The organism is Halorubrum sp. 2020YC2 (assembly GCF_018623055.1).
Lineage (GTDB): Archaea > Halobacteriota > Halobacteria > Halobacteriales > Haloferacaceae > Halorubrum.
Map to the genome: position 1 here is coordinate 1470959 of NZ_CP076019.1, position 12417 is coordinate 1483375.

Annotated in this window: 9 protein-coding genes and 1 pseudogene; 6 read left to right on the forward strand and 4 right to left on the reverse strand. The window is 55.9% G+C overall.

Features of this window, described 5'->3' with window-relative positions; genetic code table 11:
* Positions 1-140 precede the first annotated feature (140 nt).
* Positions 141-299 (forward strand): annotated as a pseudogene (locus tag KI388_RS07290) (7-cyano-7-deazaguanine synthase); the annotation flags it as partial.
* Between the two features lie 52 nt (positions 300-351).
* On the opposite strand, the gene KI388_RS07295 reads toward KI388_RS07290, so the two are convergent.
* Both KI388_RS07295 and KI388_RS07300 read right to left on the reverse strand, forming a co-directional pair.
* A complete protein-coding gene (locus KI388_RS07295) occupies positions 352-675 on the reverse strand; it encodes a hypothetical protein (protein WP_215088661.1) in 324 nt (107 codons plus the stop codon).
* A 124-nt stretch (positions 676-799) separates the two neighbouring features.
* Positions 800-1153 (reverse strand): hypothetical protein, encoded by a 354-nt coding sequence (locus KI388_RS07300; protein ID WP_251133233.1) that lies wholly within the window; start codon positions 1151-1153, stop codon positions 800-802.
* A 156-nt stretch (positions 1154-1309) separates the two neighbouring features.
* Here KI388_RS07300 and KI388_RS15305 point away from each other — a divergent pair, with 156 nt between their 5' ends.
* Entirely contained in the window at positions 1310-2626 is a 1317-nt protein-coding gene (locus KI388_RS15305; RefSeq protein ID WP_251133234.1) for a metallophosphoesterase, read from the forward strand.
* 112 nt (positions 2627-2738) lie between these two features.
* Here the strand turns inward: KI388_RS15305 and KI388_RS07310 are convergent, their stop codons facing one another.
* Positions 2739-3101 (reverse strand): hypothetical protein, encoded by a 363-nt coding sequence (locus KI388_RS07310; protein ID WP_215088662.1) that lies wholly within the window; start codon positions 3099-3101, stop codon positions 2739-2741.
* A 181-nt stretch (positions 3102-3282) separates the two neighbouring features.
* A complete protein-coding gene (locus tag KI388_RS07315; protein WP_215088663.1) occupies positions 3283-4677 on the reverse strand; it encodes a hypothetical protein in 1395 nt (464 codons plus the stop codon).
* Between the two features lie 1266 nt (positions 4678-5943).
* Here KI388_RS07315 and KI388_RS07325 point away from each other — a divergent pair.
* The 4 genes from KI388_RS07325 to KI388_RS15310 are packed head-to-tail and all read left to right on the forward strand — an operon-like array spanning position 5944 to position 12408.
* The gene (locus tag KI388_RS07325) at positions 5944-7137 is read left to right on the forward strand and encodes a DNA repair exonuclease (protein WP_215088665.1); all 1194 of its coding nucleotides are present in this window, start codon (positions 5944-5946) and stop codon (positions 7135-7137) included.
* Positions 7134-10442, forward strand: coding sequence for an AAA family ATPase (locus tag KI388_RS07330; RefSeq protein WP_215088666.1), 3309 nt, complete (start codon positions 7134-7136; stop codon positions 10440-10442). Before KI388_RS07325 ends, KI388_RS07330 begins: the two co-directional genes overlap by 4 nt.
* Positions 10443-11723 carry a DNA double-strand break repair nuclease NurA gene (locus KI388_RS07335; RefSeq protein WP_215088667.1) on the forward strand — a complete coding sequence of 427 codons (1281 nt, stop codon included), beginning with the start codon at positions 10443-10445 and terminating at the stop codon, positions 11721-11723.
* Positions 11716-12408, forward strand: a complete 693-nt coding sequence (locus tag KI388_RS15310) for a hypothetical protein (protein ID WP_251133235.1) — start codon at positions 11716-11718, stop codon at positions 12406-12408. Before KI388_RS07335 ends, KI388_RS15310 begins: the two co-directional genes overlap by 8 nt.
* Positions 12409-12417: the final 9 nt, after the last annotated feature.

Here is a 12417-nt window from a genome sequence, read left to right on the forward strand (position 1 = left end):
ATGTGAGCAACCGCGATTCTATGATTGCGCGGCCTTCACCAGTATCGGAATGAAAATAAACCGGCGAGTCGTCATTACGTTATCGTCTCGTGATCATCATGGGACACCTGTGCTGTCCGAATCACTAGCTCTCTGGTGAGTTAGAATTCGGTGTGCCGTATGAGATGACGTGGTCGTGCTACCGGAACGAGGAGCCAGCATGTGGGACGTGCGATGGGTGTGCGTTCCGGGTTGAAGCGTTCCGGATTGCCGGATCACGTGATCCGATCGCGTATGCTGAGCGGCCGGAGTCCTCATAATATCCTCTTCAACAGACAAAGAAACCGCCGCTGTACCTTCTTTTGATTAGGATCAGTTGCTGGTATCGCCCGTAAACTCATCCTCTCCGTTGAGTCGTCCCGTGACCCCATTCATAGCATAGATGAGTGTTGCTGCGACGTCGAACGCCTCTGGTCGTGACAGTCCCGAGATTGGCTTGGTCACGAACTCTTCACCATCCACATTTACACCAGTGATCGGAGTTACTGTATAGTCGCCATCGCCCATCGTCCCGTCAAGGCGGACGAAGATTGTCTGATCGTCATCCCATATCCACTCAACGTAGTACTCGTCATGAATCTCCTCGCTCCACCCTGACGGGTAATAATCAAGATGCTCAGTTTCGCTTTCAGGCATGAGACGCACATTGATGTCGTCTACAGCAACAAATAAATCTGGTTGCGCGTCACTCCGTAGGATGGTTCCAAAATAGTAGCGTACGTGACTTACACAAGGTGAGCTACCCCTTCTACAGAATGGGTTAGAACTCGTCCTGTAATTTGTCCATCTTACATTGGACACAGAGGTCATCGAAAAAGCAGGAGATGTTATCGTACGGGCAGTCGCGGTCCTCGACGTTGACCGATTGGCGACACTTTTCGTTTTTCCAAATCGACTCCCAGACGTCGATGTCCATGTCGGCTGAGCTGAAGACCACGTCTTGCTCTCGGTCGATGATTTTCGCGGTGGTGACCTCGTGTTGATGTTCTTTGACGAGCGTTATCGCCTCCGTGTAGGATGAACACGGGATCGCTCGTGTCTCAGCATGGTCATCAAGGAGTTTCACTCTGATTCGCCCGTCATACTCCTCGGTTGGCTCTAAGTGATTTGTCATGACGCGTGAGTTCTCAAACCCCACGCAAAAGCATTTGTGTCTGGGTGCTCGCCTGTCACCGGTCACATCAACCTTCTCTCGAAGAATTCGACTGCTTTTGAGGAGGGCAACGTCAGAAGCCAATTGCTATCACGTGGAAGAGAGGGTTTGTATACGATGAGTGCTGGGAATGAGTTAACTGAGTTCTACGACTGTCTGGCTGTCCTCTATCGATCACTTCCTTCCGAGGCGGATTCGGAATGGCAGGAGGCGGTGAAGTCCGTTCTGTACGGTGGAGAGTTGTTGGCTGACGAGGCATCTTGCTACGGGTCGCAACAGAAAGACCGGAATCTGGGGAAGCGGAAGGAGTACGCACAACGACATGGGAACGGGAAGCGAGTAACAGAGTTTTCGGCGATTACGGTCGCGGAGCCACGTGCGTCGGATCGCCGCTACGTACCCTCGGATGAGAAACTCCCGGTTGCGCCGGAGTCGGGGGACGTGCTTCCGGTGAAGGTGACGAGCGAAGAGGTGGACCGGGCAATTGCGTTACTGGCGGAGTTCCCGGCTGAACCAGCGGCTGATCGGCCTGGAGTGGGTGTCGATGTGCTGCTTGACCCAGCGCGGGTTCGAGAGGCGCGGCAAACCGCGAGTCAGGGTGCCGGTGATGAGGAGACGACGGTGCTGTTTGTGAGTGATACCCACCTCGGGTATGAGAACCGCGCAGAGACAGGGAGTGGGAAGGCAATGTCGTGGATCGACGAGATTTCGAGTCGAGAAACAGTACACCGTATTCGAACGATTGCGATCGAGCAAGACGTTGATGCGGTACTCCACACTAGGGATGTCTTGGACCACGAGGTGGATCCGGTGACGCTTGATGCGGCAGCATCGAATTTAGATATCCTGTCGCAACTCGGAATCCCGGTGTACTGTATCATCGGTACACACGATCATAATGCAGCAAATCCGCAGCATTCGGGATCTGTCGATGGGATTGCGTGGCTGAAAGAGCAGGTGAGCGATGGGACTCTTACGGAGCTGTCCGCGACTCCGACGACAGTTGCTGGTAGATCGCTTGATGTATATGGTGTGTCGGCAGAGAACGTCGGAATCGACGATGTCGGGACCTACAAATCGCGGGGGTGGCGACCATCTGAGATCACGTTCGGCAAGGCGTCACCGGGGCCGAACGTATTGTGTCTACACGAGGGGATGACACCGTACCGGTCCCGAAGCGTTGCGGATGTTGATCTTGATGAGTTACTTACAGAGTCTCACGTGTTATTTGATTGCGTGCTAGTCGGAGATGAGCACCGACCGAAACACGATGATTTCGAGAATGGGTATGCGTTCGAGACCCAGGATGGAACGCCAGTTCTGTACACAGGGCCTGCAGCCCGAGTGAGCTGGCCGTACCGTGACCGCGACGCGTTTGTAACAGTCCTTACAATCAGTGACAGCGGTATCACCACGACGCGGCACACAGTGTGAGCACTATTCGGTGAGTGTTGAGCCGATGTCAGTTAAGATGAGCGGGGTGCCAGATGGACTCCGTGTGTGAGCTTCTAGTCTCCTGATGTTGCTTCACTCTCGTTCCCGATAGTTACTCTTTCAGTTTCCAACCCATTTCTTTAGAAGAAACATCATGTTCTCTGAGGAACCGGCGTTTTCGGTCTTCTGGCCACGAATTGCCGTACTTCTCGGCGTATTTCATCCGAGTCGATTTTTCTTGTGAATCTACCGATTCTTTGTCCGATTCAAATGTTTCATTATCATCATGCCGACTTGATTCACTCTTTCCCTGTTGTTTTGAGTGACTACTAGAGGGTTCGGTCGCCGCCACGTCTTCAGGAGTAAACGTAGGCCCATCTTCCCCGTCATGAGTGGTTCCGTCACTGTCGCCGACAGTCCCTGGCATTGAATCGCCCACATCGTGGTTCTTATCTTTCCGTCGGCGTTTGCCCATGCTAAATAGAATACATATTTATGTGATAATACTTTGGGAAAGATCGAATCGCATCAGATATTTCCAGATATTGTAAGTTCCTTCATCGGGGGAGTTCACGTTAACTATATTCAGAGGTATTGTTTTACGACCCGATTAGCAGATCTAATTTTCAACCTGTAGTTCAAAACTCAGATGTAGACTACAACTTACTCCCAACGTACCATTGAACCGCGGTAGCAATGACGTCTTCACGTGATTGAGCAGGCGATGAAGGATGCTCGGTAACGGCGTCGACGAGTGCGGGGTCAACGCGGATCGTCACAGTTGGTGTCTGGTCGTCTGTGTCGAGTCCGACAAGATCTCCAAGCAGTTCTCCGTAGGCAGTGGTTTTGAACGAATCAAGATCACTGAACTCATCGGAATCCGCAACTACGCCAGCTAAGGCCTGATCCATTATCGACGATTGTGAGGTGGCACTGGTCTCCGGTTCAGTCTCTGTTCCACGAAGTCGGTCACCAAGGTATGCTGTCGTCGCGTCGGTAGCAACATCAGCGATGGTCATCGGACCTTCGTCAGTCTCTGCTATGAGGTGAGTGGCAAGTGTAGTTGTTAGCGGCTCTAACACAACGGAGAATGCCCGGTGGTCTTCCTGCTCAGGCGATGTAGTGGGCGATTCTGGTGCGGGTTGAGACTTGGTCGTTTCTGTTTCCGGAATTTCCGACGTAGATTGAGTGTCGGTTGTTTCTGTTTCCGGCTTCGAATCCGACGACACGGATGGAGCACCAGGAGAATCCACATCCTCCTCACTGTCTGCTGACGTAGTAGCGTCCGAATCATCAGACTCAGCGGTTGAACGAACTGAATCAGATTGTGATGTATTGTGATCGGCATCACCAGCGCCATCGGTATTTTCATCATCAGGTGACTCGGTTTCGTCTGCCAATGTCGCTGACTGCTGACTACGCCGTGCGATTTCTTTGAGATCTCCTTTTGAGAGTTCTCCGGATTGTATTGCGGAGACAACCCAGTCATCAAGTTGGTTGAATGATGCGCCAGTGGTGCGAACAAGCCCTACGGATTCGGTTGGTGAGCCTTGCGAGTCGGATGTAGCGTCGTCTTGATTGTCATCTGAGGTCGTCATGCTGGGTGAGTCTGATTTGCGGGCAGTTGCCGTCGAGGAGCCAGGATCGCTATCAGAGGCCTCTGTTGTGGTCGGGCCGGTATACGCCGTCTCCTGGGCCAGTACCTGTTTCACGTGCTCGATATCAATGCCTTCAGCCGCAAGATCGGCCTTTGAGGAGCGTGCTAGACTGGGAAAGTCGACATCGGAAAAGAGGTCTGTTTCAGTTAATGCACCGACGCTTTGGGTCGTGGCTTGCGTTGGGGTCCGACCGCCGTTGGGATCCCATGGCGGTGCGCGCCACTGTCCGTTCGCGTACAGCGTGTACTCGCCAGCATCCGATGGTGACCACACGCTACTATCGAGATAATTGAATTGGTTACCAGCCCCGCGATGTGTATGCGTGATAACGGTGTGCTGTGGGTTAGCCGACTCATGTACCGATTCTAGCGCGTCGTATTCCGGATGGTTCACGATGCGGAAGTCATGAACGGTACACTGTCCGCTCCGAATCGGAGATTGCCCGGACCCAATCAGCTGTACGACACACGCGTCTGGCTGGTCCCGTAACACGCCATATAGTCGGCCAGAACTACGTTCACTCGGAACATCTGGGCCTGCGATCGTGATTATCCCGCGTCCTAAGGCCTCATCGGTATGCGAAAACTCCGGGACAGGTTGGACAGCGTCAGCCTCGTACTCCAATCGCTCATACAACTTTGCAGCCTGCCCAACGACGCGTACTCGGACTCCAAGTTCTAATTGCTCAATCAACGCGCCCAATAGATACGCAACGTGAACACCCACAATACCGCTTGTCGTGACGAGTGTCTGCATTCCACTATGTGCTTGCTGTAGCGCAATACCTAGCCCCTCAGACAACTCTGAAGAGAAGTTGCTGCTCGTCGCCACAGTGAGAAAGAGGACATCTACGTCTTGAATCGACTCAAGTGGGAGTCCCGGATAGCCGCCCGCCCGGGTGAGTGTAAAATCACCCGTCGCAAGAATATACCCGGTGTCGACACCTTGATCCTTCTCAAATCTGAATAGGTACCCACTGCCCCTGGGACGTGGCCGGCAGGAACCGGATGAAACGCTACGTCTGATCCGACCGACGTCCACTCGTCGACCGGTTCGATCGCCGCTACCATCGAATCATCCGCTTCAACGCCTGTCTGTTGTGTGGCGATATCGAACACATCGCCGATGATTTTCGCCGTTGCTGGCGAGGTGTATACTGACGTGTCGGGGTCTACACACTGATTTAGAGACTGGTAATGATCCGAGTGCGCGTGAGTGAGACAGACAGCGTCAATTGTTTCGCCGGGACTCAGTATCCGATCAAGCTCAAGTTCTGCCCCGGCATCGACTAAGATGGTTGTCGGACTATCGGTGTTTGCAGATTGAAATCGCAAGAGGAAGGACTCATTTCCCCCGCGCGGGTTCGCATGATGATAAGAGAGATTCACCTGAACTTCTACTCTATTCGCAGGTCATAATGATGTGTCGGTTTACATATGCTCCCATAGATGGTTATTCATCGCAACAAGAGGGATTCCAAATACAATTTCATCGAACAAACGCCGTCAACGAGTAATCTAGAGGGTAGAAATTGCCGCTGTAAAGAGTATAACAAGTCACTCTACACTCTACTGCGATCACGACGGTAGAGTCGCCGCAGTCGTCCACTTTCACTCCGGTTACTCGACTTTTATATAGCCACGCTAACATCTACTGGTAGTGCCTAGAACACGTATCCTCCACATCAGTGACACCCATCTAGGGAAGCGACAGTATGGATCGGATATTCGGCGTGAGGACTTTGCAAAAGCCTTCGAGCAGGCGATCGAGGTCGCGGTCGATCGGAACGTTGATGCCGTGATTCATACGGGCGACTTGTTCGACGATCCGGTTCCGTCGCTCCCGACGGTGATGCGGGCCGCTGATGCGTTAAAGCCGCTTGAAGAACACGGGATTCCGTTTTACGGGATCGTGGGGAACCACGAACGGAAAAACGACGAGCAGTGGCTTGATCTCCTCCGGCGGACGAGCGCTGCTGCTCGCCTCGGCAAAGAGCCGACGATGGTCGGTGAGGTTGCGCTGTACGGGATCGACGCCGTGCGGCCGAGCGTGTGGGACAATATCGACTTAGAACTCGAAGAACCGCCTGCAGAGGCGGCGTGGACGGTTCTGTGTATGCACGAACTCCTCACGCCGCTTGTTCACGGAATGGGGCGTGTCTACCCAGCCTCCGAGGTTATTGACCGGGCTGGGATCGATCTTGATGGGCTCGCGCTAGGGGACCTCCACCAGCCAGCGAGTTCGGTCGTGGACGGAACTGATGTCTGGTACGCGAGTGCGACAGAACGCGGCGGGAAAGATCAGGAAGAGACAGGCGTTGTACAGCTGCTCGATATCGATAACAGCGGGATTCACCGTCGACAGATTGAGTTGGAGACGCGGCCGTTCGCGGTGTTCGAGATCGCTTTCGGTGAGGATGACGGAGCGACCCACGCCCGCGACGTGCTTGAGAGACACGACCTCGAGGGGGCTGTGGCGAAGATCGAGTTGAGCGGTGAGCGGGCCGCGGTCACTGCAAACGAGGTAACGCAGATGGCACGCGAAGCCGGTGCTGCTGTCGTGAGCGTCGACGACAATCGTGGGCGCGTCGATCTTGACGTCGAGTCAATCGAGGCCATGTCGCTACAGGGACTCGACGGGGCCATCGAAGAGAAACTCGCCGATGAGGACTTTTCGACGGTTGCGCTCGACGTCGATCAGCAGGTTCGAAAAGCGGACGAACTCGACACGAACGTGAATCGTGTCGCGGACACTTTCGCTGAGTCGCTCCGTGATGCCCAGCGCGAAGCGTTTGACGATGCCGGACCGGAAGAGACGCCGGAGGGCGTCGAATCGATGGAGGTTGACGAATGAAAGTCACTGATCTACACCTACAGAACATCCGGAGCTACGAGGACGAGTCGATCGCGTTCCCCGAGGGAACGATGCTCGTCCATGGGGAGAACGGTGCCGGGAAGACGACACTGCTGATGGGGATTTTCGGCGGACTCTTCCTCTCGAATATCCGGAATGTCGGGTCGAACGATTTCAATCTCGACGATATCGTCAGGCGAGGTACGAGAGAAGGCGAAATCGTGTTGACATTTGAGGTGGCAGAGACACCGTACACCGTCACGTGGTCGATCGATACGGAGGGGCAAAACAGCGCAGAGCTTGACTCGCCCGCACTCTCGGAACCCATCTCAGGGATTCGTGATGTCAGCTCGGAAGTCGTCGATGTGGTCGGGATGGACGAAGACAGTTTCTCCCGGTCAGTGTACGTACAGCAGGGTGAAGTCGATAGCCTGTTTGACGACGACGCTCGGGCGGAACTCATCGATGACTTGCTCGGACTCGATCGGATCGATCGCTACGAACTCCGGGCAAAGGGTGCCCGTCGTGCGATGGGTCGCATTGCGAGTGAGAACGAACAATCTGCTGAGAATCATCGTGAGACCATCGACGAGCAGTTCGATCATGACATCGAGGGCTACGAGGCTGCCATCGCCGACAAAGAAGCGGAGATCTCGGAGCAACAGGCAGAGATCGAGGACGTAGAGGAGTTCCTACAGGAGCTTCGAGACGCGAAAGAGGACGTCGAGCAACGACTTGAGAATCACGACGAGTTGCAGACCGAGCTTGAAGAAGCCGAAGATGAGCGCCAGGACCTCATCGAAGAGCGAGCGGCGAAACAACGGGAAATTGAGGAGGCCGAGACAGCAATTGCGGAGGCTGAAGCGGAGATCGATACGTGCCGCGACGGTATCGACGAGAAGCAGGAGGCACTCGACCAACTCGATGACCCATCGACAACAGACCCGATAGATGCCGATCTGTCGACGGAAGAGCGTGCTGAGGAGGCGCTGAGTGCCGCACAAAACGCGGTCGAGACAGCACAGATCGAACACACAGATCGAGAGGGAACGCTCGGCCAGGCGGAGGCAGAGCGAGACCGACTCATCGACGAACGAGATGCGTTACGCGAGGAAGCCGAAGAGCTCGAAGCGGATCTTGACCACCTGCTCGCGGAGAAAGGGGACATCGTGGATGACGTTGAGGCTGCGGAGGAAGAGGTTACAGCTGCCGTCGAGAAGCGAGAGGCTGTAACCACTGAGTTCCTCCCAGACGACTCCTGTCCGGACACAATCACTGACGAGACGCGTGAGGCCGTCGACACACGCATTGAGGCGTTGACGACAGAGAAAAATGAATTGTCGGAAGAGCGTGCCGCTGCTGAGGCGTCTCTCGACGCAGCCGAAACGACACGCGAGGAAGCGCAGGCGGCTGTCACGGACGCACATGACGAGATAGACCAGTTGTCGGACGACCTCGCAGAGGTGGAGTCGGAACTCGAAGATGCCCATGAGGCGAAATCGGAGGCAGAAAATCAATTCGAGGAAGATCTTGAGACTCTCGATGCCGACCTCGACACCGTTGACTTGAGCGTATCTGGCGACACGCTACAGAGCCTCATCGACGAACGGATCCCGGAAGCGAAAGGGGAAGTACAGGACGCAATCGAGACGGCGAACACGACGGTCACCGAACTCGAAGCGCGCAAAACGACGCTTGAGGAGGACCGCGAGGAGCTACAGGCACTCGATGGAGTAGCGACGTGCCCGAAGTGTGGCCAAGACGTCGATCCGTCTCACGTCGAAGACGAGCTCGCGGATATCGACGCCGAACTCACTGAGGTAGAAGCCGAACTGGCCGAGGCGAGAGAAGAACGCGATGCGCTCGTCGACCGGCGAGACGCTCTCGACGATTGTCGTGAAGATGCGATTGAACTGCGGGGCTTCCGTGACGACACGGTCAACCTAAAAGCTGAGCGCGTGAGTACGCTCGAAGACGAGCGTGAGTCGTTACAGGACGATCATGCCGAGGCAGAGTCCGAGCTCACCGACGCTGAGGCCAAGCTCAAATCTGCGGAGTCGGAGGTCGACGACCTCGAACACACGATCGCTGACCTCGAATCGGATATTGAGTCGCTCGAAGCGGAGATTGAGGACGGCAAAGAGGTTGTGGCGGCCTTCGAAACCGTTGAGAAACGTCGGCAGGAACGGGATGACCTTGCGGATGAGCTTGCTGATCTCGAAGCTGAACAAGAAGAACTCGAAGCGGAAATCGCTGACGCGAACGCAGAGCTCGACGAATACGACGAGCAGATTGAAGCCCAACGCGACGCAGTTGCTGAGGCCGACGCAGCCCTCGAAGACGCTCAGCAAGCAGTTGACACCGCAACGGAACAGCGCGAACTCGTTGCCGACGTGGTTGACGCATACGAAGCGATCGCCGAGTTGGAGACCACGATCAAAGGCCACCAGAAGGATATCGGGCACGCACAGGACACGATCGAGACCCTCAACGGGCAGATTGCTGACGTTGAGGAGGAAATCGATGCGCTCAGCGATGAACTCGGATCGATCGACGTCGAAGCCCAGCGAGAACAGTTGGAAACGGCGACACAGAAGATCGAGGAGCGCGAGGCCACGCTTGAGGAACTGACCGCGGAACTAGACTCGCTCAAGGAAGCGCGGACAGTGCTTGTAAACGACCTTGAGAATCTAGAGTACTTCCGCGACCAGCTCGCACTCGAGGAAGAAAAGCGCAAGTGGGCCGAAGAGCGGTCTGACGAGTTCGATCGAATGATGGCGGTGTATCGAAGTACGAAGGCGGACCTCCGTGAGCAGTACCTCGCCTACATCAACCAATACACGAACGACATCTTCAGCGACATCTACAAGAACAGTAGCTACCAGCAGGTGCGCATTCTTGAGGAGGGGCCCGATGGCACGCCATACGCGATTCAGTTGCTTCGTGACGACGGGACGCTCGAACACCCGAGTAACGCCAGCGGCGGGGAACGTGCCATCGTCAATCTCGCGCTCCGAGCCGGCATCTACAAACTCATCGCCGAGATGCGCGAGGGCGACAGCGGTCGCCTCCCGCCGTTCATCCTCGATGAGCCGACGACGTTCCTCGATAAGGGCCACATCGGGCGTCTCGAACAGATGCTTGACAGCATCTCCGAGTGGGACGTCCCGCAAGTGATCGTTGTCTCCCATGACGAGCGACTTATTCAGGGGGCTGAACACGAGATCGAAGTCTCGATCGACGAAGACACGAACGCCAGTAGAGTTGACGTACATCGAGGTGGACGCATCCTAGGTGACGAGTAAATGGACGAACGCGCTTTCGACGTGGTGCGACAGCTCGCCGAACGAGTCGACGCTGGCATCCCACGCGAGGTGGACGATCAGGCCGCACACGCCCGCGACCTGTTCAGCCTCCTCACCCATGACGGGGGAACGGTCGAACCGATCGGCGAGCCGGAATATTTCAAAACGCGCAAGGCGGAACTCGGGACGTGGACTGATGACCCGTGGACCGAGCCGACGTACGGTGTCGATGCCAGTACGACCCGGCCGTTGGAATACAACAACGGACTCGTCGTCGACACAGCACACGCAAAACTCGGGGTGAGCGGCGCTGACAGCGATCGAAGTGCCGAGCGCCGAGGGACTGTGGTTACTGGGGTATACCTCGAAGACGACGATGTGACACTCCACCACGAACAGACCGAACGTGGGAGTGTCGAAGGCGAAATCATTCGCATCCCCGAGATGCGCCAACGGGCGAACGTCACCTCGATTCTGACGTCCACCGTACAGCGGCTCGCAGAGGGGAAACACGCGCGTCGGTGTCTCGACGTGGTCGACGGGCCACTGTTCCTCGACGGCTCTGTGTACCCGCTCAGCGTCATCTATTGGACGCTACTCGACCGTGCCGGGCGAGGCGCACCGATCGGCAACTGGGATCTTCCCACTGACGTCATCGAGAACTACGTCGCAGTCGTCGATGCGTGTTTTGAACGCGACATCCCCGTGTTGGGCGTCGTGAAGACCTCCTCTATGGGTGAGCTCACAGACTCACTCAGAACAAAGATCACACAACACGATCTCCGAGGCCCACACGGGACGCTACATGACGTTCCGTGGCTCCGCGACCACCAGTTCATCGGGGAAGTGCTCCGCGATGACAGCCTTGACCACCTCACGTACACCTCCTGGTTCGTCCAAACAGACGTCGAACTCCGGGGCAACTCGTTCGACCTGCTGACAGCCGTGTCTGATGAACTCAGCCACGGTCAACCAGACGCGTACCGGCGTGCGTTCGCGTATGTTCGCACACCAAAAACGGGGAACGTGTTCCGAATCGAGACGCCCGTACTGTTCCTCACTGATGAGGAGCGTCGAGAACAGATCCTCCTGAAAGCGCTCAAAGAAATTGCCCGTCAAAGCGACGTGCCGCGAGCCGTCGCGCGCGCCGACCGCATCGCACGCATCAGTCCCGACAACCGCGAAACGATCCGCGACGCGCTCCAAACGGTCGAGTCCGCGTTCGACTATAACCGCGACGGCCGTTGGAGCCACCTCGAAGATTCCCGAAGCTATGAGTGACAACGTCGACGACATTCTCGACAACGACCCGGTCGCAGACGACTCCGAAGAGTCCGAACAGACACCAACCGACGAACCAGGTGCGACAGACGCTGAGTCTGACAGTACTGAAATGCCGGAGCGAACGGTCCCGAGTGGCGTGTCCACACCCGCTGATGACGAACTTGGCCACGTCCTCGCAAGTGAGGAGATCCACGTCAGCAGACGGGACTATCAGGTGAACGCGTTCATTCGAACGGGTGCGAGAGAGGGGATCCGCCTGGGCGATTACGTACAGATTCCGTACCCGGACGATAGTAGCGAGTTGTTCGCAGTAACCGATTCGCTGCGCTACGAGCCGTACACCGATCTCGACGACAAATCCGACGCTCACAATCAGATCAGCGCGCACGTTGAACTCGACGAGTCAGAGTACGTCCAAGTCGCAGAGTTGGAGCCGCTAGCGATTCTCAAGAACGTAGGGTCGGATGATATTGAGAGCGGCATTGTCAATCGGATTCCGAAGCCAAACTCCCCAGCACGGCTTGCTCGGGACGAAGACTGCCTCCGAACTGGGCTGAACATTCCGGGCAAGGGAATCTTCACCGGGTGGCTCTCTGTCGGCGGCGAGCCGATGACCGTGAACAACGAGAACTTCCCATACTACCTCAGCAACCCCGGAATCGATCGGGACCGGAGACGTTGAAGACGGTGA

What these genes read in the sequence shown, in the direction of transcription:
- KI388_RS07295 (WP_215088661.1), bottom strand. Translation starts at nt 675, where the DNA reads ATGCCTGAAAGCGAAACTGAGCATCTTGATTATTACCCGTCAGGGTGG.
- KI388_RS07300 (WP_251133233.1), bottom strand. Translation starts at nt 1,153, where the DNA reads ATGACAAATCACTTAGAGCCAACCGAGGAGTATGACGGGCGAATCAGA.
- KI388_RS15305 (WP_251133234.1), top strand. Translation starts at nt 1,310, where the DNA reads ATGAGTGCTGGGAATGAGTTAACTGAGTTCTACGACTGTCTGGCTGTC.
- KI388_RS07310 (WP_215088662.1), bottom strand. Translation starts at nt 3,101, where the DNA reads ATGGGCAAACGCCGACGGAAAGATAAGAACCACGATGTGGGCGATTCA.
- KI388_RS07330 (WP_215088666.1), top strand. Translation starts at nt 7,134, where the DNA reads ATGAAAGTCACTGATCTACACCTACAGAACATCCGGAGCTACGAGGAC.
- KI388_RS07335 (WP_215088667.1), top strand. Translation starts at nt 10,443, where the DNA reads ATGGACGAACGCGCTTTCGACGTGGTGCGACAGCTCGCCGAACGAGTC.
- KI388_RS15310 (WP_251133235.1), top strand. Translation starts at nt 11,716, where the DNA reads ATGAGTGACAACGTCGACGACATTCTCGACAACGACCCGGTCGCAGAC.